Annotated in this window: 20 protein-coding genes and 1 riboswitch; of the genes, 14 read left to right on the top strand and 6 right to left on the bottom strand. The window is 73.6% G+C overall.

Annotated features, from left to right (window positions below; genetic code table 11):
* Positions 1-111: 111 nt before the first annotated feature.
* Complete coding sequence (locus LUU90_RS25500) at positions 112-1,533, bottom strand: FAD-dependent oxidoreductase (RefSeq protein WP_275007070.1); 1,422 nt, start codon at positions 1,531-1,533, stop codon at positions 112-114.
* Between the two features lie 317 nt (positions 1,534-1,850).
* Here LUU90_RS25500 and LUU90_RS25495 point away from each other — a divergent pair, with 317 nt between their 5' ends.
* Entirely contained in the window at positions 1,851-2,642 is a 792-nt protein-coding gene (locus LUU90_RS25495) for a PAS and ANTAR domain-containing protein (protein WP_275007069.1), read from the top strand.
* Between the two features lie 72 nt (positions 2,643-2,714).
* Here the strand turns inward: LUU90_RS25495 and LUU90_RS25490 are convergent, their stop codons facing one another.
* Positions 2,715-2,996 carry a DUF4235 domain-containing protein gene (locus LUU90_RS25490; protein WP_275007068.1) on the bottom strand — a complete coding sequence of 94 codons (282 nt, stop codon included), beginning with the start codon at positions 2,994-2,996 and terminating at the stop codon, positions 2,715-2,717.
* A gap of 37 nt (positions 2,997-3,033) precedes the next feature.
* Positions 3,034-3,140: riboswitch (TPP riboswitch) on the top strand.
* On the opposite strand from LUU90_RS25490, the gene LUU90_RS25485 reads away from it, so the two are divergent.
* The 3 genes from LUU90_RS25485 to LUU90_RS25475 all read left to right on the top strand — a co-directional run bounded on the left by LUU90_RS25485 (position 3,135) and on the right by LUU90_RS25475 (position 6,660).
* Positions 3,135-4,232 (top strand): thiamine ABC transporter substrate-binding protein, encoded by a 1,098-nt coding sequence (locus LUU90_RS25485; protein ID WP_275007067.1) that lies wholly within the window; start codon positions 3,135-3,137, stop codon positions 4,230-4,232. Its footprint overlaps the riboswitch before it by 6 nt.
* Positions 4,208-5,908, top strand: coding sequence for an ABC transporter permease (locus LUU90_RS25480; RefSeq protein WP_275007065.1), 1,701 nt, complete (start codon positions 4,208-4,210; stop codon positions 5,906-5,908). The genes LUU90_RS25485 and LUU90_RS25480 overlap by 25 nt, the downstream gene beginning before the upstream one ends.
* On the top strand, positions 5,908-6,660 hold the full coding sequence (locus LUU90_RS25475) for an ABC transporter ATP-binding protein (protein ID WP_342471224.1): 753 nt from the start codon (positions 5,908-5,910) through the stop codon (positions 6,658-6,660). Before LUU90_RS25480 ends, LUU90_RS25475 begins: the two co-directional genes overlap by 1 nt.
* A gap of 58 nt (positions 6,661-6,718) precedes the next feature.
* Here the strand turns inward: LUU90_RS25475 and LUU90_RS25470 are convergent, their stop codons facing one another.
* On the bottom strand, positions 6,719-7,366 hold the full coding sequence (locus LUU90_RS25470; protein WP_275007063.1) for a response regulator: 648 nt from the start codon (positions 7,364-7,366) through the stop codon (positions 6,719-6,721).
* Positions 7,366-8,568: a sensor histidine kinase gene (locus LUU90_RS25465; protein WP_275007061.1), complete on the bottom strand. Its 1,203-nt coding sequence runs from the start codon at positions 8,566-8,568 to the stop codon at positions 7,366-7,368. Before LUU90_RS25465 ends, LUU90_RS25470 begins: the two co-directional genes overlap by 1 nt.
* A 163-nt stretch (positions 8,569-8,731) precedes the next feature.
* Here LUU90_RS25465 and LUU90_RS25460 point away from each other — a divergent pair, with 163 nt between their 5' ends.
* Positions 8,732-9,136: a DUF6069 family protein gene (locus tag LUU90_RS25460; RefSeq protein ID WP_275007059.1), complete on the top strand. Its 405-nt coding sequence runs from the start codon at positions 8,732-8,734 to the stop codon at positions 9,134-9,136.
* A 12-nt stretch (positions 9,137-9,148) separates the two neighbouring features.
* Here LUU90_RS25460 and LUU90_RS25455 read toward each other — a convergent pair whose 3' ends face one another.
* Positions 9,149-9,550, bottom strand: a complete 402-nt coding sequence (locus LUU90_RS25455; protein ID WP_275007056.1) for a winged helix-turn-helix transcriptional regulator — start codon at positions 9,548-9,550, stop codon at positions 9,149-9,151.
* A 125-nt stretch (positions 9,551-9,675) separates the two neighbouring features.
* On the opposite strand from LUU90_RS25455, the gene LUU90_RS25450 reads away from it, so the two are divergent.
* The 4 genes from LUU90_RS25450 to menC are packed head-to-tail and all read left to right on the top strand — an operon-like array spanning position 9,676 to position 13,219.
* Positions 9,676-10,026 carry a DoxX family protein gene (locus LUU90_RS25450; RefSeq protein ID WP_275007055.1) on the top strand — a complete coding sequence of 117 codons (351 nt, stop codon included), beginning with the start codon at positions 9,676-9,678 and terminating at the stop codon, positions 10,024-10,026.
* A 27-nt stretch (positions 10,027-10,053) separates the two neighbouring features.
* Complete coding sequence (locus LUU90_RS25445; protein ID WP_275007053.1) at positions 10,054-11,202, top strand: M20 family metallopeptidase; 1,149 nt, start codon at positions 10,054-10,056, stop codon at positions 11,200-11,202.
* Positions 11,199-12,086: a GNAT family N-acetyltransferase gene (locus LUU90_RS25440; RefSeq protein WP_275007051.1), complete on the top strand. Its 888-nt coding sequence runs from the start codon at positions 11,199-11,201 to the stop codon at positions 12,084-12,086. The genes LUU90_RS25445 and LUU90_RS25440 overlap by 4 nt, the downstream gene beginning before the upstream one ends.
* Positions 12,083-13,219: an o-succinylbenzoate synthase gene (gene menC, locus LUU90_RS25435; RefSeq protein WP_275007049.1), complete on the top strand. Its 1,137-nt coding sequence runs from the start codon at positions 12,083-12,085 to the stop codon at positions 13,217-13,219. The genes LUU90_RS25440 and menC overlap by 4 nt, the downstream gene beginning before the upstream one ends.
* 21 nt (positions 13,220-13,240) lie before the next feature.
* Here menC and LUU90_RS25430 read toward each other — a convergent pair whose 3' ends face one another.
* Positions 13,241-14,425, bottom strand: a complete 1,185-nt coding sequence (locus LUU90_RS25430; protein ID WP_275007048.1) for a PrsW family intramembrane metalloprotease — start codon at positions 14,423-14,425, stop codon at positions 13,241-13,243.
* A 74-nt stretch (positions 14,426-14,499) separates the two neighbouring features.
* Between LUU90_RS25430 and LUU90_RS25425 the strand changes: the two genes are divergently transcribed.
* The 5 genes from LUU90_RS25425 to LUU90_RS25405 all read left to right on the top strand — a co-directional run bounded on the left by LUU90_RS25425 (position 14,500) and on the right by LUU90_RS25405 (position 20,504).
* Entirely contained in the window at positions 14,500-15,264 is a 765-nt protein-coding gene (locus LUU90_RS25425; protein ID WP_275007046.1) for a copper homeostasis protein CutC, read from the top strand.
* A complete protein-coding gene (gene pgi / locus LUU90_RS25420; protein ID WP_275007044.1) occupies positions 15,261-16,976 on the top strand; it encodes a glucose-6-phosphate isomerase in 1,716 nt (571 codons plus the stop codon). The genes LUU90_RS25425 and pgi overlap by 4 nt, the downstream gene beginning before the upstream one ends.
* 107 nt (positions 16,977-17,083) lie before the next feature.
* Positions 17,084-18,337 (top strand): phosphotransferase, encoded by a 1,254-nt coding sequence (locus LUU90_RS25415; protein ID WP_275007042.1) that lies wholly within the window; start codon positions 17,084-17,086, stop codon positions 18,335-18,337.
* Positions 18,334-19,842, top strand: a complete 1,509-nt coding sequence (locus LUU90_RS25410) for a sensor histidine kinase (RefSeq protein WP_275007040.1) — start codon at positions 18,334-18,336, stop codon at positions 19,840-19,842. Before LUU90_RS25415 ends, LUU90_RS25410 begins: the two co-directional genes overlap by 4 nt.
* Positions 19,839-20,504, top strand: coding sequence for a response regulator transcription factor (locus tag LUU90_RS25405; RefSeq protein ID WP_275007039.1), 666 nt, complete (start codon positions 19,839-19,841; stop codon positions 20,502-20,504). The genes LUU90_RS25410 and LUU90_RS25405 overlap by 4 nt, the downstream gene beginning before the upstream one ends.
* Positions 20,505-20,610: the final 106 nt, after the last annotated feature.

Below are 20,610 nucleotides of genomic sequence, written 5' to 3'. Positions count from 1 at the left end.
CCTCCACGGATGGTCGTCACCGGGCTTCTTCCGGTCGTTCTACGTTCTCCGGCTGTCGGAGCACTCGCATCTCGAACCGCTTCTCGGTGGGCAGGTCGCTCCCCGTACCGGTCAGCGACGCGCGAGATCTTCCGTGGCCGGGCCTTCGAGCAGCGTGCCGTCCGGTGCGAACCGCGAGCCGTGCACGGGGCAGTCCCAGGACTGCTCCTGATCGTTCCACCGCACGACACCGCCGAGGTGCGGGCAGACACGGGAGACGCGCGGGGCGCCCGGCCGCTGTCCGGAGGGACGGGTGGCCGCGCAGGACCAGCCCTTGGTCTGCACGCCGAACGTGGCGGCGGTGCTCGTTCTGGGCGCTGGTCGGCGGGCCCAGGGCTCGAAGGTCGGACCCCACCGGACGGGGTCGCCGAGGATGCGGCCGGCGAGCGCGAGGCCGGCCGCTGCCCCGTTCGTGAGACCCCACTTGGCGTAACCCGTCGCCACGAGCACCCGGTCGTCACCTGGTACGGCCGGTCCGACGAGCGGTAGGCCGGTGTCGCTGGTGTAGTCCTGGGCCGCCCAGGCGTGCCGGGGGAGGTCCACCGGGAAGTGGACGCGGGTCCACTCGTCGAGCACGGCCAGCCGACGAGCCGGGTCACGCTCCCGGCCGACGGTGTAGCCCTCGCCGCCCACCATGAGCAGCCCGCCGGCCATCCGGAGGGAACGGACGGACGACCCGGCGGTGATCGACATGGTCTCGGTGAAGCCCGGTGGCAGCGCTGTCGGATCGGTGACCTCCCACGTGGTGAGCAGGCTGCGGCCGGCCTCCAGCCGGAGGAACAGGCCGCCCAGGCGGCCGGGTGGGGTGCCGGTGGCCAGCACCACCCGGTCGGCGAGCACGGTGCCGTGACTGGTGCGCAGCGCGACGCCGGAACGGGTACGGCGCACCTGCCGCACCCGGACGCCGTCGTACACGGGCACGCCGCGGGACCGCAGGCGGGCGCGCAGCGCGGAGAGCATGCGCAACGGGTCGACCTGGGCCTGTCCCGGCAGGCGCACCGCGCCGTAGGACCGCGTCGGGTACGGCGGGTCCTCCTCCCACTGGGCAGTGAGCCCCTGGCGTGCGCAGACCGCGAGCACGGCGTCGACGTCGGCCACCTCCTCGGGGGTGGCCGCCACGGTCAGGTCGTCGCGGTTCTCGACCGGCACGTTCAGGTCGTCGAGGGTGCGGCGCAGCCACCCGAGCCCGGCGAAGTTGGCCGCGAGGTAGTCCTGGACCACCTCGTCGCCGTACCGCGCGATGCGCGCGAGCCGGGTGCCCTGCAGCACCGAGAGCTTGCCCGTCGAGCGGGCGGTGGTGGTGGCGCGTGCGCCATCGGCGTCGAGCACCAGGACCTGGGCGCCGCCGTCGGCGAGCAGCTGGGCGGTCACGACCCCGGTGAGCCCTGCGCCCACCACTGCCACGTCGGTGCGGAGCGGGCCGGGGGCCATGATCTCCGGCGCGCCCGCGCCGGAGTCTCCCGGGTCCGTCGCGTCAAAGGGTGTCTCGCTCACGGTGCACCTCCGGTGGTCGGTCCGTGCTGGTCGGTCCTGTCCGTGCTGGTCGGTCCTGTCCGTCTGGCCGGTCGGGCCCGTCCAGCCGGTCGGGCCCGTCGGGCGGCTCGTCCCAGGCTGGCACGGAGGCCTGGTACTCGCAGCGTCCCGGTCGTGCGGGGCGGTGCGGCGCGGGACGGCGGCTCAGGGAAGGCGCAGGGAAAGGGTGCGGAAAAAGATGGGCAGCGGGGGCTGTCGGAGCGGGCGAACCGCTTTACAATCGAGGCTGCGGAGTCATGAAGCGGCTCCCGGTCCGCCTTGGATCTGGGAGGTACAGAATGCCCCCTTTCAAGCAGCCCAGACTCAGCGTCGTGGACGGTGCCGGCGGCGACACCGCTACCGAGTCACCGAGCTTCTCGGCGAGCGACCTGGCGCATGCTCTCGGTCTGGGGACCAACCTTCTTGTCGGTCGCTACCGCGTCGATCTGATGACGGGGACCTGGTGGTGGTCCGACGAGCTCTACACGATGCACGGGTGGAAGCGGCACGAGGTGGAGCCGAGCCTCGAGGCGCTCCGCTCCCGCAAGCATCCCGACGACCGGGTCCGCGTGGTGCGGGCCGCCGCCGAAGCCCTGCGGCTGGGCCGACCGTTCGCCTGCGCGCACCGGATAGTGGACCGGAAGGGTCGCACGCGTTCGGTCGTCGTCATCGGCCAGGGCATACGCGGCGGCCCTGACCGGTCGCCGGAGCTGGTCGGGTACGTCGTGGACGTCACGCCGGTCCAGCGGGAGGCGCTGACGCGCCGGTCCGACGGCGTCGTGACCCGGGCCTTCGTCAGCCAGGCAGTGATCGAGCAGGCCAAGGGCGTCATCATCGCGGTGCGTGGCGTGGACGAGGAGACAGCCGGTCGGCTGCTGCTCGACGCCGCGGGCAAGGCGGGCATCCCGCTGCGGCTGGCAGCCGACCAGGTGATGGCCCGGCTGCGGGCGGACCGCGAGCAGCGAGGCGTCACGCAAGCAGCTCTCACGCGCGCGCTGGAGGGCGTCGAGCCGGTGGGACGGCCACGCGGGCACGACCCGCTGCTCACCCGGCGGCCGCGCAAGGTGCCCGCGCACAACACGTCCGGCTGAGCGCCCCGCGAGGTGCCGGGCCGGATGTCCGGCCGGGCACCTCGCGGGTGCGGGAACTCGGTGCGGGAACTTCTAGTGCGCCGTGCGGCGGGCGGCGAGCCGCAGGGCGGCCTTCGAGGCGCCCTTCGCCGCCATGCGCTTGGCGAACACCGCTGTCCCGGCGGCTACCGCGGCGAACACGGTGGCCTGCACCAGGTCCAGCTCGGGGTCGTCCGCCTTGTTGGGTGCGTCGTTGCCGGTCACGCCTTTCCAGATCATGCTGACCGCCTTTTGCGCGACCCAGCCGGCCGCGAGCGTCAGGGCGAGAGTGCCTACCTTCTCGGCGAGTGTCTGTTCCGTCTCAATCTGGGCCACCTCCACACCGTAGCCCTCTACGGGCCAGTAGGCTGGCCGGACACGACAGGGGAGCGCCCCACACGGCGCTGAGAGTGCGGAGAACCGCAGACCCTTGAACCTGATCCGGGTCAGACCGGCGGAGGAAGTCGAGGCACGATGTTGCGTCTTTCCGGTGCCCATGCGGGCACCATCCACGCTCGCCCGCTCGCGGGCACCGTCGCCAGGGCGGCGGCGGTCGCGCTGCTGCTCGCCGGCTGCGGCGGCTCCGCGCCGGACGGTTCCGGGACCGACGGCGGCGACGCGTCGGCGTCGGGCACCGTGACCCTCGTGACCCACGACTCCTGGGCGCTGGACGAGAAGCTGGTCGAGCAGTTCGAGCAGGAGTCCGGTCTGACCGTCGAGGTCAGTGCGGCGGGCGACGCCGGCACCCTGGTGAACCAGCTGGTGCTGACCAAGGACGCGCCGCTCGGCGACGCGGTGTTCGGTATCGACAACACGTTCGCCTCGCGCGCGCTGGAGGCGGGTGTGGTCGAGGAGTACACGCCGGCCGACCTGCCCGACGGCGCCGAGCAGCTCGGCGCGGCGCTCACGCCCATCGACCAGGGCGACGTCTGCGTGAACGCGGACGAGGCCTGGTTCGAGAGGTCGGACCTCGAGGTGCCCACGACGCTGGAGGACCTGGCCGACCCCGAGTACCGGGACCTGCTGGTCGTGAGCAACCCGGCGACGTCGTCGCCGGGGCTCGCCTTCCTGCTCGCGACCGTCGGGGCGTTCGGCGAGGACGGGTTCGAGGACTACTGGGCCTCTCTCGTGGACAACGGCGTCAAGGTCGCCGACTCGTGGGAGGACGCCTACTACGTGGACTTCTCGGGTGCGGGCGAGGGTGGCGAGCGACCGCTCGCCCTCTCGTACGCGACGTCGCCCGCGTTCACGGTGAGCGAGGACGGCTCGGAGTCGACGACCAGCGCGCTGCTGGAGACCTGCTTCCGGCAGGTCGAGTACGCGGGCGTGCTGGCCGGTGCGGACAACCCGGAGGGGGCGCAGGAGCTGGTGGACTTCCTGCTCACCGAGGACGTCCAGGCTGCCCTGCCCGAGTCGATGTACATGTACCCGGCGGACCCCGCGACGCAGCTGCCGGCCGACTGGGAGAAGTTCGCACCCCAGGCCGAGGCCCCGTTCGAGGTGGAGCCCGCCGAGGTGAGCGAGCACCGGGACGAGTGGATCGAGCGGTGGACCGCGACCGTGGTCGGCTGAGAGCGAGCCTGCGGACCGCACCGCTGCTCTGGGGGACGGCGGTCGCCGTCCCCCTCGGCTTCCTCGCCGTCTTCTTCGCGTGGCCGGTGGCCGCGCTCGTCGTCCGCGGCTTCGTGGCCGACGGCGTGCTCGACCTCACCGGCTTCACCGAGGTGCTCTCCAGCCCGCGCACGTGGCGGCTCGTCGGGCTCACGCTGACCCAGGCCGTGCTCGGCACCGCCTGCTCGGTGCTGCTCGGCCTGCCGCTCGCCTACCTGCTGTACCGGCGGTCGTTCCTGGGCCGGGGACTGGTGCGCGGGCTGGTGACGGTGCCGTTCGTGCTGCCCGCGGTCGTGGTCGGGGTCGCGTTCCGCACCTTGTTCGCGCCCGGTGGCACCCTCGGATTCCTCGGCCTGGAGGAGTCCCTGGCCGGCATCGTCGTCGCCCTCGTCTTCTTCAACGTGTCGGTGGTCGTGCGGACCGTCGGCGGGCTGTGGGAACGGCTCGACCCCCGGACCGAACAGGCCGCCGCGTCGCTCGGCGCGGGGCCCGCACGAGTGTTCCGGACCGTGACGCTGCCCGCGCTGGCGCCCGCGATCGCGTCGGCCGCCTCGGTGGTGTTCCTGTTCTGCGCCACGGCGTTCGGGGTGGTGCTCGTCCTCGGCGGTGTGCGGTACGGGACCATCGAGACCGAGATCTGGACCCGCACCACCCAGTTCCTCGACCTGCGGTCGGCGTCCGTGCTGTCGATCCTGCAGCTCGTCGTCATCTCGGGCGCCCTCGTGGTGTCCGCGCGGGCGCGCCGGCGGCGCGAGGCGGCGCTGCGCCTCGTGTCCGCGCGCGGCTCGGCCCGGCGGCTGTCCTGGCGGTCGCCCCAGGACGTGACGGTGGCGCTGGTGGGCGCGGCGATCGTCGTCGGGCTCATGGTGCTGCCCATGGCCGGGCTGGTGGCCCGCAGCCTCCGCGAGCCGGACGGCTCCTGGGGGATCGGGAACTACGTCGCGCTCGGGACCACCGGCGAGCGCAACGCGCTCGTCGTGACCGTCTGGGAGGCCACCGCGACCTCGCTGCGCACCGCGCTGGCCGCGACGGTGCTCTCCCTGGTCGTCGGCGGTCTGGTGGCGCTCGTGGTGTCCCGGCGGCCGCGGTCGGTCGGTGCGCGCCGCGCCGTCGGCACGCTGGACGGGCTGTTCATGCTGCCGCTCGGCGTGTCCGCGGTGACCGTCGGCTTCGGGTTCCTCATCACCCTCGACCAGCCGGTGCTCGGTGTGGACCTGCGGACCTCCGGGCTGCTCGTCCCCGTGGCGCAGGCCGTCGTCGCGATCCCGCTCGTGGTCCGCACGGTGCTGCCGGTGCTCCGGGCCATCGACCCGAGGCTGCGCGAGGTCGCCGCGGTGCTCGGCTCCGGCCCGGGCCGCGTCCTGCGGACCGTGGACCTGCCCATCGCCCTGCGCTCGGTCGGGCTGGCCACCGGGTTCGCCTTCGCGGTGTCGCTCGGCGAGTTCGGCGCGACGTCGTTCCTCGCCCGGCCCGACGGCGCCACGCTGCCCGTCGTGATCTACCGCCTCATCGGGCGGCCCGGGGCGGAGAACTACGGGATGGCGCTCGCGGCGTCGGTGGTGCTCGCCGTGCTCACCGCGACGGTGATGATGATGGCGGAGCGGTTGCGCGACGAGCGCGGCGGAGGGGAGTTCTGATGGCGGGGCTGGAGATCCGGGACGTCACCGTGCGGTACGGGGTCCCGACAGGCTCGACCCGCGGTAGGGGCTCGACCGGCGTCACCGCGGTGGACCAGGTGTCGCTGGCCGTCGCGCCCGGGGAGGTGGTCGCGCTGCTCGGCCCGAGCGGGTGCGGCAAGTCGTCGCTGCTGCGCGCGGTGGCCGGGCTGGAGCCGCTGTCCGGCGGCCAGGTCCTCTACGACGGTGAGGACCTGGCCGGCGTGCCCGTGCACAAGCGCCGGTTCGGGCTCATGTTCCAGGAGGGCCAGTTGTTCCCGCACCGGGACGTGCGGCGGAACGTCGCCTACGGCCTGGAGACCCAGGACCTCTCCCGCGCCGAACGGGACGCCCGGGTGTCCGCGCTCCTGGACCTGGTGGGGCTCGCCGGCTACGAGGGGCGGTCCGTGCCGACCCTGTCCGGCGGCGAGCAGCAGCGGGTGGCGCTCGCCCGGGCCCTGGCCCCGAGGCCGCGGCTGCTGCTGCTCGACGAGCCGCTGTCCGCACTCGACCGGCAGCTCCGGGAGCGGCTCGCCGGCGAGGTGCGTGCGGCGCTCGTCGAGACCGGGACGACGGCGGTGTTCGTCACGCACGACCACGCCGAGGCGGCCGCCGTCGCCGACCGGGTAGGCGTCATGGACAGGGGCCGGCTGCTGCAGGTGGCGGCGCCGGACGAGCTGCGGGCGGCTCCGGCGTCCGATCGGGTGGCGGAGTTCCTGGGGCTGCACGGTTGAGCTGGGGGTGGCTCGAGGCGGCACGGTGACCTCGGGGAGCCAGCCGTGTAGCGGAGCCTCAGGCGGCGCCGGCCTGCTGCACCAGCAGCGCCACCTGCGTGCGGTTCTCCACGCCGAGCTTGCCCAGGACGCTCGACACGTGCGCCTTCACCGTCGGGATACTGAGGTACAGCCGCCGCGCGATCTCCGCGTTGGACGAACCGCGCCCGATCTCCACTGCGACGTCGCGCTCACGGTCCGTGAGGCGGCCCAGCGCGGAGGTCGCGTCCCGTGCACTGCTGCCACCTGCCGCGACAGCGTCCATCAGCCGGCGGGCGATGTCGGGCGCGAGCACCGGCTCGCCTGTCGCGGCCGCGCGCACGGCGGCCGCGATCCGCGCGGGCGGCATGTCCTTGAGCAGGTAGCCGGCCGCACCGGCCCGCAGCGCCCCCACCACCTCGGAGTCGGTGTCGAACGTCGTGAGCACCACGACGGCCGGCGGCGACTGCCTGGTCCGCACCCGCCGGGTCGCCTCGATCCCGTCCACTTCCGGCATGCGCAGGTCCATGAGCACGACGTCGGCGGGGTGGGCATCGAGCACCGCGGGCACGTCTCTGCCGTCGGCGGCCTCGCCGACCACGCGTATCCCGTCCGCACCGTCGAGCATGAGGCGCAGACCGGCGCGGACGAGCGGGTCGTCGTCGACGATCACGATCCGGGTCTCCATCAGTGCCACGGTATCCGTACGTCCAGCGTGAAACCGACGGGGGAGCGGGCGGCGACGAGCGTGCCGCTCAGCAGCTCGACGCGCTCCCGCAGGCCGACCAGGCCGGTGCCGGGTTCGGCGCCTGCGGGGCGGGGCGGGCCGTCGTCGGCCACGGTGACCCGGACCTCTCCCGCGCGAGGGCTCACGGTGACCCGGACGGCCGCGCCGGGCGCGTGCCGCCGGGCGTTGGTGAGGCCTTCCTGGACCACGCGGTAGGCGGCAGAGGCGACTGCGGGCGGCAGCTCGCCGGTCTGTCCGTCAGCTGGGGCGCTGTCGGGCAGATCGAGGATGACAGCGGTCCCGACGGAGCGGGCGGCGTCGACGAGCCCCCGGATGTCGGCGAGCGCGGGTGGCGGGGCCAACCGGTCCGAGTCTTCCCGCAGGAGGCGCACGAGCTGCCGCAGGTCCTCCAGCGCGTCCGCCGCGCCCGTCCGGATACGCCCGGCGGCGGCCGCGAGCTGTTCCGGCGGAGCGTCGGGCCGGAACTCGACGGCGCCCGCGGTGGCGGCCAGCAGGGACAGCCGGTGGCCGAGCGCGTCGTGCATCTCCGCGGCGATCCGGCTCCGCTCGGTGGTGCGGGCTTCGGTCAGCGCGCGGCTACGGTCGGTCTCGGCTCTCCTGGCGCGGTCCCGCAGGTCCCGCAGCACCTGAGCCCGCGCCTGCCAGAACGCGCCCCAGCCGAGGAGAGCAGCGTGCACCGCGACGTCGCACAGCAGCCACCAGCCCAGCGGGAGCGCCGTCGGACGCCAGAGGGCCTGGACGGCGTGGGCGCCGACGCCGGCGGACGCGACGAGGGCCGCCGTGCGGAGCGGGAACCAGCGGGCGACGTGGAGCGTACCGGCGGTCGCCGCCGGTGTGGCGACGGGCGAGATCGCGGCGAGGACGGTAAGGCTCAGCGCCGCCGCCACCGGGTGGCGCGACCAGAGCACCGGGAGGAGGGCGAGCGCCAGGGCGGCGACCACGGAGTCCAGCACCGTGAGCCGGACCCCGGCGAGTGCCCCGGCGACCGCCGGAGGCTGTGCCAGGACGGCCCAGACCATGACGGCGGTGAGCACCACCATGGCCGGCCCGGCCACGCGCCACGGCGGCCGTGGCCAACGGACCGGCAGGCTGGACCAGGTCTCCGCGCCCGGTGGGCAGTACTGCGGATCGTCGGCTGTCATGCCGGTGAGCCTATGGACGACGTCCGGATCGCGTCACCGACCAAGGGAGGGGGTACCCCGACCCAAGGACCGGACGATGCGGTACCACAGGCTGATGTCGGGCGAACCAGGCATCGCGATGCTGGTTCCAGGCACGACGGACGTGCCACCGAGGAGGTTTCCCATGGCTGAGAACACAGTGGTCCGGCGTGCGTGGCCCGCCTGGACGGTGCCGCTCGCCGCGGCGGGCGCCGGCGCGGCGGTCTGGCTGGTCGGCACAGCGTTCGGCGTCGACCTCGAGGCTCGTACGGGGGCGAGCACCCAGGCGGTCTCGGTGGTGGCCGTGCTGGTCGCGGCGCTCGTCGTCGGCTTCGCCGGCTGGGGTGTGCGAACGGTGCTGGCGCGCCTGACGAAGGGCGGCGGCGAGGTGGCGTGGCTGGTGCTGTGCGGCGTGCTGCTGCTCGTGTCGCTCCTGGGCGCTGCGGGGGGTACCTCGCCGGGCGCGGTAGCGGTCCTGGTGGCAGCGCACCTGGCGGTGGGCGCCGTCGTCGCGCTGGGTCTGCGACGCCCCCGCACGGCGGGGCGGTGACGGGGCCGGGCGCTACGTGGGCTCCGCGTCCAGGACGTCGTGATGCTTGCGCCCCCACGTGCCCAGCGGCTGCAGCGCGGCGACCAGCTCCGCCCCCGCCGAGGTCGGCGTGTAGCGGATCTGCACGGGCATGGTCGGCACGACCTCGCGGGTGATGAACCCCTGTCGTTCCAGCTCGCGCAGGCGCTGTGTCAGGAGCCGGTCGGAGATGCCGCGGACGTACCTGCGGTACTCGACGAAGCGCCGTGCCCCGGCGACGCCGGCGTAGAGGATGGCGCCCGACCAGCGCCGCCCGGCGAGCTCCAGCGTGCGCTGGAACAGGAGGCACTCGTCCTCCTTGGCCATGTTCGGGGCCTCGGTGCCCGGCCGGGGGGCCCGGGCGGGGGAGCGGGGAGCGGTCATCTCGGAAGTCACTTACTCATAGTGAGTTGCTAACCCGGTTCTTGGCAAGCCTCGAGGGGTGGCGGACGATTCAGCAGGCGCCCGGACGGGCGCCTGCTCTCGCCGGGTACCCCCGGCCGTCGTCCCTCGGAGGACCCGTGTTCGTCGCTTCTGTCATCGTCTCCGCCCTGCTGGCCCTGGCCACCGCTCTCAGCGGCTACAACAAGGTGACGCGCAACCCGCAGCTCGTCGAGTCGCTCCACAAGGTGGGGGTCACCGACCGGTACGTCCCCGTGCTCGGCACCCTGCTCCTGGCGGGCGCCGCCGGTACCGCCGTCGGCATCTGGTGGGCGCCGATCGGTATCGCCGCCACCGCGTGCTTCGTCCTGTACTTCCTCGGCGCGCTCGTCGCGCACCTGCGTGTGAAGGACTGGCCGGGCGTCGGCCCCACCGCCGGCCTGATGCTGTTCTCGGCGGCGGCCCTGGTGCTGCGCCTGCTCTCCGCCTGACGCGAGGCGGGCGGCTACCGTGCGGGCATGGCCTTCCACGAGACTCCCGCCCCTGACATCGATCCGCTGATCGCCGGCCTGCGGACGCTGGTCGAGTGCGAGTCGCCGTCGTCGGACCCGGAAGCGCTGGCTCGGTCCGCCGACCTCGTGGCCCGGCTCGGCACCGCGCACCTGGGTGTCGAGCCCGAGCGGCTCGGCATCCACCTGCGGTGGCGGCTCGGCGGGCCGACCCGGGTGCTCCTGCTGGCGCACCACGACACGGTGTGGCCGGTCGGCACCCTGCGGACGCACCCGTTCGGCATCTCCGACGGTGTGCTCCGTGGACCCGGCAGCTTCGACATGAAGACCGGCCTGGCCATGGCGCTGCACGTGCTGGGCTCTCTCGACGACCGGACCGGGGTCACGCTCCTGGTGACCGGCGACGAGGAGCTCGGCTCGCCGTCGTCCCAGGCTCTGATCGAGGACGAGGCGCGCGGGGCTGCCGCCGCACTCGTGCTGGAGGCCTCGGCCGACGGCGGCGCGCTCAAGCTGGAGCGGAAGGGCACCTCGATCTACCGCGTGCTGGTGAAGGGCCGGGCCGCGCATGCCGGCCTGGAGCCCGAGAAGGGCGTGAACGCGTCGGTCGAGCTGGCGCACCAGGTGCTCGCGGTCGCGGCGCTGGGCGACCCGGCGGTCGGGACCACCGTCACACCCACCGACGCCGTCTCCGGTACCACCCGGAACACCGTGCCGGCCGAGGCGTCGTTCGCGGTCGACGTCCGGGCCCGGACCGCCGCCGAGCAGCAGCGGGTCGACACCGCCCTGCGGGCGCTGGTCCCAGTCCTGCCCGGCGCGGTGCTCGAGATCGAGGGCGGGATCAACCGGCCGCCGCTGGAGGCCGCGCTCTCCGCCGACCTCTTCGCGCGTGCGTCGAGGATCGCCACGGCGGCCGGCCTGCCGGCGCTCACCGGCGTGGCGGTGGGCGGGGCGTCCGACGGCAACTTCGCCGCCGGCGTCGGCACGCCCACGCTGGACGGCCTCGGGGCAGTGGGCGGCGGCGCGCATGCCGACGACGAGCACGTCCTCGTCGACCGGATCGCCGACCGGACGGCGCTGCTGCGTGCGCTGGTCGTCGACCTGGTCGCGAACTCCGGTACCGCCGACGTCGACGCCACGAACCGTGCGGGGGACCGGTGACCGCCTCGGGCGGCGAGCCGCATGCCGACGGGCTGCTTGCCGACGCCGTCCGCGCTGCTGACGCCGCAGCCCGCTCGGCCGGCGTCACGATCCGTGAGGTCGACGACGTGGCCGGCCACACCGCCATCGACCAGCTGTGGACCGCGGTGTGGGGCGGGTCCGCGATGTCCGCGGAGCTGCTGCGGGCGCTGGCCAAGGCACACAACTACGTCGCGGCGGCCTACGTGGGCGACCGGATGGTCGGCGCGTGTGCCGGGTTCTTCCACGCGCCGGCCGAGCGGGCCCTCCACAGCCACGTCGCCGGGGTGTCCGGCGAGGCGGCGGGCCGCGGCGTCGGGTTCGCGCTCAAGCTGCACCAGCGGGCGTGGGTGCTCGAGCGGGGCCTGGACGCCATCACCTGGACCTACGACCCGCTGATCGCCCGGAACGCCCACTTCAACCTGACCAAGCTCCGGGCCCGGGCGATCGAGTACCTGCCGAACTTCTACGGTGCGATGCCCGACGCGATCAACCGCGGCGACGAGTCCGACCGGGTGCTCGTGCGCTGGGACCTGCGGGACCCGGACGTCGTGGCTGCGTGCTCCGGGTCCCGACAGGCTCGACCAGCGGGTACGGCTCGACCAGCGGTGCAGGCTCGGCCAGCGAGGGACGAGGCCGGCCTGGTCACCGTGCCCGTGCCCGGGGACATCGAGGCCCTGCGCACCACCGACCCCGCCGCCGCGCGGCGCTGGCGCACCGCCGTGCGCGAGGGCCTGCTGCCCGCGCTGTCCGGTGGGTGCGCCGTCGTCGGGTTCGGCCGCGACGGCTACCTGGTACGCCCGGCGCCGACCGGCGCACCGGCGCCCGACCCGAGCACCGCCCCGACCACCGAGGAGACCGCATGACCAGCACCGCCATGAACATCCGGGGCATCGAGCTGCGCCGCGTCGAGCTTCCGCTCGTGTCGCCGTTCCGCACGTCGTTCAGCACACAGACCGAGCGCGACGTGCTCCTGCTGCGCGTCGAGACCGACGACGCCGTGGGCTGGGGCGAGTGCGTCGCCGGGGAGGACCCGCTGTACTCCTCGGAGTACGTCGACGCCTCCGCCGATGTGCTGCGCCGGTTCCTGGTCCCCGCGCTGAGCGCGTACCGCGAGGGCGCCGGGATCGCGTCGGCGATCGACGTCGGGCAGGCGCTCGCGCCGGTCAAGGGGCACCGGATGGCCAAGGCGGCCCTCGAGATGGCGGTGCTCGACGCCGAGCTGCGTGCCGCCGGACGACCGTTGTCCCGGGAGCTGGGCGCCGTCGTCGACCGGGTGCCGAGCGGGGTGTCGGTGGGCATCCAGGACTCGATACCGCGCCTGCTCGACGCCGTCGACGGCTACCTCGCCGAGGGGTACGTGCGGATCAAGCTGAAGATCGAGCCGGGCTGGGACGTGGAGCCGGTCCGTGCCGTGCGGGAGCGGTTCGGCGACGACGTGCTGCTGCAGGTCGACGCGAACACCGCCTACACGCTGCGGGACGCGCGCCACCTCGCGCGGCTCGACCCGTTCGACCTGCTGCTGATCGAGCAGCCGCTCGAGGAGGAGGACCTGCTGGGGCACGCGGAGCTCGCGCGCCGGATCGAGACGCCGGTCTGCCTCGACGAGTCCATCGTCTCCGCGCAGACCGCGGCCGCCGCGATCACGCTCGGTGCCTGCTCGATCATCAACATCAAGCCCGGGCGCGTGGGCGGCTACCTCGAGGCCCGGCGCATCCACGATCTCGCCGTCGCGCACGGTGTGGCCGTCTGGTGCGGCGGGATGCTGGAGACCGGGATCGGGCGAGCGGCCAACGCGGCGCTCGCCGCGCTGCCCGGGTTCACGCTGCCCGGCGACATCTCCGCGTCGGGCCGGTTCTACGCCACCGACGTGACCGAGCCGTTCGTGGTCGACGACGGTCACATCGCCGTGCCGACCGGCCCGGGCCTGGGCGTGACACCGCTGCCCGCGGTGCTCGACGAGGTGACCACCACGACCGAGTGGATAGACCTGACCTGACCTGGTTCCCGACAGCCGGGGTCAGGGGTGGCCCGGGGGGCCGAAGCCCGTGGCGCCCCAGGGGCTGGCCGGCGGGCGGGGCTGTCGCGCGACGAAGGTGGCGCGGGCCTGCTGCATGACCCACACCAGGTACTGCCGCTGCTGCTCCAACCCGTGCGGGTCGAGGTCCCGCTGCGCGCCCGCGCGCTGGTGCAGCAGGGCGAGCTCCGTGGCGGCCTGCTGGTAGTCGGTCATGGCGCGCTCGGCGGGACGGCCGCCCGCGGCCCGGGCCCAGCGCCGCGCCGCCCGGCGGCCGGGCAGGGTCGACAGCATCCGCAGGTCGTCGGCCGTGACGATGCCGACGGGGCCGTACAGCGGGAGGTAGTGGCCGATGAGCTGGACGATCCGGCGCCGGTCGCGGGCCAGGATCACGATCAGCCCGACCAGCACCAGGAACCCGACGAGGTAGGCGCCGGCGAGGCCGGGGAGCCCGAACTTCGTGGAGCCGTTCCACAGGCTGTGGAGGGCGATGGCGCCGAGCAGGCCGTAGAGGGGCGCACGGCGGCGCAGCTTCCCGGGCCCGGACAGGGCGGCCACGGCCACGCCGATACCGGTCATCGCCGTGCACAGCGGGTGCAGCAGCGGCGAGACGATGGCCCGCAGCACGAACACGTACCCCAGCTGGTTCACCTCGAGGGCGTCGATGAAGTACTGGATGTTCTCCGTCGCGGCGAAGCCGAGACCCACCATCGCGGCGTAGATGACGCCGTCGGTGGGCCCGTTCAGCTCCTGCCTGCGCCACCAGAGCATGCCGAACAGGACGGCGCCCTTGAGCAGCTCCTCGACCACGGGCGCGCCGAACGTCGCGACGATGTACCAGCCCTCCTCCTCACCGGTGAGCTCGGTCTCGGTCAGGAGCGACAGGCCCAGCGTGTTCAGGATGCTCGCGAACAGCGCCGCGACCCCGGCACCCCACAGGAACGCGAAGATCAGGGCGTTCGGCGGCTCCGGCTCCAGCCGGTCCAGCGCGAGCACCAGCGGCAGCCAGACGGCGACCGGCAGCACCGCGAGCAGCAGCCCGACGACGAACGACGCGCCGCCCGTGATCGCGTCGAACGCGAGGATGAGAAGCAGGCAGACCGACGCGAAGACGATCCCCAGGATCACTCCGATCGGGGCACGCCCGGGGGCACGACCCGTGAGGATCGCACTGGGATCGATGGCCATGCCAGGGACACTACCGACTCGGCGGCTGACGCGGCGGGCGACAGACCGCCCCCGCGCACGGTTACGCTGGCGCCGTGCCCCAACGTGTCGCTCTCGAGCTCGCTGTCCAGGACCCCGCCGGGGCGGTGATCGCAGCCGACGTCGGCGCCCGGCGCGTCGAGCTCTGCTCCGCGCTCGGCGCCACCGGTGGTATCACACCGAGCGCCGCGCTCATCGAGGCCGTGGTCGACGCCGCGGCCGTGGTCCCGTCCTCCGACGACGCCCCCATCCTCGAGGTGCACGTGCTGGTGCGGCCCCGACCGGGCGGTTTCGTGTACTCGTCCGCGGAGATCGACCTGATGCTCCGCGACGTGACCCTGGCGACCGACCAGGGTGTCGACGGCGTCGTGCTGGGCGCCCTGACGTCGTCCGGCACCGTGGACGTCGCGCGCATGCGCGACCTGATCGCCGCTGCCGACGACGCCGAGGTGACGTTCCACCGCGCGCTCGACGTGATCGCCGACCCGCTGGCCGCCCTCGACACGCTGGCCGAGCTTGGTGTGGCGCGTGTGCTCACCTCCGGCGGCGCGACCCGCGCGAGTGCCGGCCTGAGCCGGCTGGCCGCCCTCGTCGAGCGCAGCGCGGAGCTGGGCATCGAGGTCATGGCGGGTGGTGGCGTGACGGCGGCGGACATCCCGGCCCTGGTCGGCACCGGCGTCGACGCCGTCCATCTCTCGGCGAAGCGGTCGGTCGTCGACGCGGGCGGACCCGGGGGCGGCGGCGAGGCCGGCTACGAGGTGACCGACCCGACACTGGCCAGGGCTGCGGCGGAGGCGCTCCGGACTACGGTTGTCCCATGACCTCAGTGCCAGCCCGTCTGCCTGTCGATGCCACCACCACCAACGCCTGGGGCTCGCTCACCGAGCTCTCCAAGAACCTCCGGCCCGACCTGCGCGGCTGGTTCGCCGCGGACCCCGCCCGGGCCGAGCGCCTGAGTCACCAGGCCGCCGACCTGCACGTGGACCTGTCGAAGAACCTGGTCACGGACGACGTCCTCGCCGCGCTCCTGGCCCTCGCCGACGAGGTGCGGCTCACCGAGCGCCGCGACGCGATGTTCGCCGGTGAGCACATCAACGTCACCGAGGACCGCGCGGTGCTGCACACGGCGCTGCGCCGCCCGTCCGAGGAGCCCCTGACCGTCGACGGCCAGGACGTCACCGCTGACGTGCAGGACGAGCTCGCCAAGGTGTACGCGTTCGCGGAGAAGGTCCGCTCCGGGGAGTGGACCGGTGTCACCGGCGAGCCCGTGCGGACCATCGTGAACATCGGCATCGGTGGCTCCGACCTCGGCCCCGTCATGGCGTACGAGGCCCTGGAGCCCTACGTCCAGGACGGGCTGGAGGTCCGGTTCGTCTCGAACATCGACCCCACCGACGTCGCGCAGAAGACCGCCGACCTCGACCCCACCACCACGCTGTTCATCGTTGCGTCCAAGACGTTCGGCACCCTCGAGACCCTCACCAACGCGCGGCTCGCCCGCGACTGGCTGTGGCGCTCGCTGGTCGCCGCCGGGGCCATCGAGGACTCCGAGGAGGGCCGCGCCGACGCCGTCGCGAAGCACTTCGTGGCAGTGTCCACCGCGCTGGACAAGGTCGCGGCGTTCGGGATCGACCCCGAGAACGCGTTCGGGTTCTGGGACTGGGTGGGCGGCCGCTACTCCGTGGACTCGGCGATCGGCACGTCGCTCGCCGTGGCCATCGGGCCGGATGCGTTCGCCGAGTTCCTGGGCGGCTTCCACGCCATGGACGAGCACTTCCGGACGGAGCCGCTCGAGCGCAACGTGCCGGCCCTGATGGGGCTCCTCAACGTCTGGTACGTGAACTTCCGCGACGCGCACACGCACGCCGTCCTGCCCTACGCGCAGCAGCTGCACCGCTTCCCGGCATACCTGCAGCAGCTCACCATGGAGTCCAACGGCAAGTCCGTGCGCTGGGACGGCACGCCCGTCACGACCGAAACCGGAGAGGTCTTCTGGGGCGAGCCCGGAACCAACGGCCAGCACGCGTTCTACCAGCTCATCCACCAGGGCACCCGGCTCATCCCAGCCGACTTCATCGCCGTCGCCAACCCCGCGTACCCGCTGACCGATGCGGTGGGCGACGGCGGCGCCGTGGAAGCCGGCGCCGACGTGCACGGCCTGTTCCTCGCCAACTTCTTCGCGCAGACCAAGGCGCTCGCCTTCGGCAAGACGGCCGACGAGGTGCGCGCCGAGGGCGTCGCCGAGGACCTGGTCCCGGCCAAGGTGTTCAGCGGCAACCGGCCCACCACGTCGATCCTCGCCCCCGCGCTGACCCCGTCCGTGCTGGGGCAGCTGGTCGCGCTGTACGAGCACATCACGTTCGTCCAGGGCGTCGTGTGGGGCATCGACTCGTTCGACCAGTGGGGCGTCGAGCTCGGCAAGAAGCTCGCCCTCGAGATCGCCCCGGCGGTCGCGGGCGACGAGGAGGCGCTGCGTGCGCAGGACCCGTCGACGGCGGCGCTGATCGCGAAGTACCGCGAGCTGCGCGCCTGATCGATCCGGCGCCCTGCGCGGCCGGTGTGACGGAGCCCCCTGGTAGGTGAGAGGTTTCTAATCCCTACCAGGGGGCTTCCGTGGGTGGCGGCTGCGAGTATTACCGGGTGAACACGCACCTCGACCTGCTGACCGGCGACGCCGCCGCGGGGCTCCTCGATGCCGCGGTGGCCACGGCGGGCGGTGAGCTCGTGGACTGGCGGGTGCGCCAGGTGGACCATCGTCCGGGCTCGACCACCACCGTCGCCTACCGGGCGACCGTGCGCTGGGACGGCGTGGAACGGTCCGAGACGCTGGGCGCGAGCGTCGGCCGTTCGCGCGACGGCCGCAAGCCGGGTGTGGTCACGCTGTCCGACGGCGACGCGACGGTCGCCGTGTGGCGCTTCCCGGGGGACCCTGCGCTGCCGGCACTACCCCGGGCGTTCAATCCTGGCGCCGTCGAAGAGCTCCTGGCGGGCCTTGGCGTCGGCCCCGAGGCGCGGGCCCACCCCGAGCTCAAGGTCCGGGCCTACCGCCCGACCCGGCGCGCCGTGATCGAGGCGCGGGCCCGGGCGGCCCGGGTGTTCCTCAAGGTGCTCCGCCCGCGCAAGGTCGCGGACCTGCACCGACGCCACGAGCTCTTGTCGAGTGCCGGCCTGCCGGTCCCGCGTCCCCTCGGCTGGTCGGAGGACGGCCTGCTCGTGCTGTCCCCGCTGCACGGTACCGAGATGCGTGCCGCCGTCCGGGACGGCGGGCGTATCCCGTCCCCGCTGGAGATCCTCGACCTGCTCGACCGCCTGCCCGCCGAGGTGCGCGATCTGCCGCGGCGCCCCGCGTGGAGCGAGTCGGCAGCGCACTATGCCGGTGTCATCGGGGCGGCACTGCCCGCGGAGGCGAGCAGGGCCGCCGACCTGGCCGGCGCCGTCCAGGCGCGCCTCGCGGAGCGCGGGACCGGTGCGGACCCCACGCACGGCGACCTCTACGAGGCGCAGATCATGCTCACCGACGGCCGGATCACCGGGCTGCTCGACGTCGACTCCGCGGGACCGGGTCACCGGGCCGATGACCTCGCGTGCCTCGTCGCACACCTGGACGTGCTGTCGCTCGTGCACGGGTCGGGCTCCGCGCAGGACGAGTACGCGGCGCGGATGCGCAGGCTCGCCGCCGACTACGCCACGGGGTTCGTGGCGGCTCCGGGCGGCCGGGGAGCCGATCGGAGCGACCTGGCAGCGCGGGTCGCCGGGGTGCTGCTGTCGCTGGCCACCGGGCCGCACCGGGTGCAGGAGCGCGGGTGGCAGGCGGCGACGTCGCGTCGCCTGGACGTCGTGGCCGGCTGGCTCGACGGGTCGCGGCTCGCGGCGTCCGGCGTGGGCCGCCCATGAGCCTGCGCCGGCCGTCGGTACGGGCCAAGGTGGTGACGGTGGTGGTGTCGGTGACCGCCATCGGGCTGCTGGCGACAGGCCTGCTCACCCATGCCATCCAGTCCCAGCAGATCATGGACGACATCTCCGAGGACTTCGACCAGGAGATCGGGGAGCTGCAGCAGCTCGCGGAGACCGGCGTGGACCCGGAGACCGGCGAGGAGTTCCACGGCGCCGGCCGGCTGATGAGCGTCGCTATGGAGCGGAACGTCCCCGGCACCAACGAGATGTTCGTGAGCTACCTGGACGGCGAGCACCAGCAGACCAACCCGCCCACGAGGGGGCGGGTGGTGGCGGAGCACCCGGTGGTCCGGGCGGCGGTCCAGGACCTGACGCCGGAGTCGGCGCGTACGGTGCAGCGCGAGATCGACACCCCGGAGATGGGCCGCGTGTGGTTCGTCGTCGTGCCCGTGACGGTGGCCGACCGTCAGGAGGTGGGCGCGTACGTGATGGCCGCGGCGCTCGACGATGCGCTCCGGGCGGAGACCGACGTGATGCGCACCTACGCGATCGTCTGCTGCGTGGCACTGGTGCTCCTGGGGCTGTTCGCGTGGCTGGTCGTCAGCCGCCTGCTGCGTCCGCTGCGGCAGCTGAGCTCCACCGCCACCCGGGTGACCGAGACCGACCTGTCCCAGCGGGTCCCCGTGGCCACGGACGACGACCTCGGTGAGCTCGCCGGGGCGTTCAACACCATGCTCGACCGGCTGTCCACCGCCATCGAGACGCAGCGCCAGTTCCTGGACGACGCCGGGCACGAGCTCCGTACCCCGCTGACCGTTCTGCGGGGCCACCTGGAGGTGCTCGACCCGGACGACCCGGCGGACGTGCGCGAGACGCGGGATCTCCTGCTCGACGAGACGTCCCGGATGGGCCAGATCGTCGAGGAGCTGGTGCTGCTCGCCAAGGCCGAACGGTCTGACTTCGTGACCCCGGCGCCCGTGGACCTGGGCCGGCTCACCGACGACGTGCACGACAAGGCCCGCGCACTGGGCGCCCGCCGCTGGGTGGTGGACGCCCGGGCCGACGCCGAGGTGGTCGCCGACGCGCACCGGCTCACCCAGGCGGTGCTGCAGCTCGCGGACAACGCGGTGAAGTTCACGGGACCCGACGACGAGGTGGGCATCGGCACCCAGGTGTTCGACGGACCTGCCGGCCGCCAGGTGCGGCTCTGGGTCCGGGACACCGGCCCCGGCGTGCCGCCCGAGGAGGCGGAGCGCATCTTCGACAGGTTCGCGCGGGGCAGCACCACGGGTGGTGTACCGGGTTCGGGCCTCGGGCTCGCCATCGTGCGGGCCATCGCGCAGGGGCACGGCGGTGACGTGGTGGTCGAGAGGTCCGACCCTTCGACAGGCTCAGGACAGCGCGCAGGTGGGGCACGCTTCGTGATGACCTGGCCGGCCGACGGCGCGGCACCGGCGGGCGGCCAGCCCGGTTCGAGGAGTTCGGCGACGGAGGAGACAGCTTGAACCAGATCTTGATCGCGGAGGACGAGGAACGCATCGCGCAGTTCGTGCGCAAGGGGCTGAAGGCGCACGGGTTCCAGCCCACCGTGGTGTCCGACGGTGCGTCGGCGCTGGCCCATGCCATGTCCGGCGGCTACGACCTGATGGTCCTGGACATCGGGCTCCCCGTGCTGGACGGGTTCACGGTGCTGCAGCGCCTGCGCGACGTCGGCTCGACGCTGCCGGTGGTGATCCTGACCGCACGGGACTCCCTGTCCGACCGGGTGGCGGGCCTGGAGGGCGGTGCCGACGACTACATGTCCAAGCCCTTCGGGTTCGACGAGCTGCTCGCCCGGATCCGGCTGCGGCTGCGGCGCGCCACGGGGGAGGCCGCGTCGTCGGACCGGCTGGAGCACGGCGACGTCCGGCTGGACCTGCGCACCCGCACCGCCACCGTGGCGGGGCGCGAGGTGGAGCTGTCGGCGCGGGAGTTCGCGCTCGCCGAGGTGTTCCTCCAGCACCCGGGCCAGGTGATGTCGCGCGAGCAGCTGCTCTCGCGGGTCTGGGGATACGACTTCGACCCGGGTTCCAACGTGGTCGACGTGTACGTGCGGTACCTGCGCAAGAAGCTCGGGGTGGACCGGATCGAGACGGTCCGCGGGGCGGGCTACCGGTTCCGGGGCTGACCCGCCGCAGAGGGTCCGCCCGCCCGCCCAAGATGAGAGGCGTCTCATGCGGGTCTCCTCATCGCCTCATCCTGGCGGCGCAGACTCGTTACCAGGAGGCACCCGA

It is taken from the genome of Promicromonospora iranensis (genome assembly GCF_028994775.1).
GTDB lineage: Bacteria > Actinomycetota > Actinomycetes > Actinomycetales > Cellulomonadaceae > Promicromonospora > Promicromonospora iranensis_A.
This window is presented reverse-complemented; position numbering and strand designations above follow the sequence as displayed.

Coding starts and splice junctions, on each gene's coding strand:
- LUU90_RS25470 (WP_275007063.1), bottom strand. CDS start 7,366: ATGGAGACCCGGATCGTGATCGTCGACGACGACCCGCTCGTCCGCGCC.
- LUU90_RS25430 (WP_275007048.1), bottom strand. CDS start 14,425: ATGGCCATCGATCCCAGTGCGATCCTCACGGGTCGTGCCCCCGGGCGT.
- LUU90_RS25495 (WP_275007069.1), top strand. CDS start 1,851: ATGCCCCCTTTCAAGCAGCCCAGACTCAGCGTCGTGGACGGTGCCGGC.
- LUU90_RS25445 (WP_275007053.1), top strand. CDS start 10,054: ATGGCCTTCCACGAGACTCCCGCCCCTGACATCGATCCGCTGATCGCC.
- LUU90_RS25475 (WP_342471224.1), top strand. CDS start 5,908: ATGGCGGGGCTGGAGATCCGGGACGTCACCGTGCGGTACGGGGTCCCG.
- menC (WP_275007049.1), top strand. CDS start 12,083: ATGACCAGCACCGCCATGAACATCCGGGGCATCGAGCTGCGCCGCGTC.
- LUU90_RS25410 (WP_275007040.1), top strand. CDS start 18,334: ATGAGCCTGCGCCGGCCGTCGGTACGGGCCAAGGTGGTGACGGTGGTG.
- pgi (WP_275007044.1), top strand. CDS start 15,261: ATGACCTCAGTGCCAGCCCGTCTGCCTGTCGATGCCACCACCACCAAC.
- LUU90_RS25460 (WP_275007059.1), top strand. CDS start 8,732: ATGGCTGAGAACACAGTGGTCCGGCGTGCGTGGCCCGCCTGGACGGTG.
- LUU90_RS25485 (WP_275007067.1), top strand. CDS start 3,135: ATGTTGCGTCTTTCCGGTGCCCATGCGGGCACCATCCACGCTCGCCCG.
- LUU90_RS25465 (WP_275007061.1), bottom strand. CDS start 8,568: ATGACAGCCGACGATCCGCAGTACTGCCCACCGGGCGCGGAGACCTGG.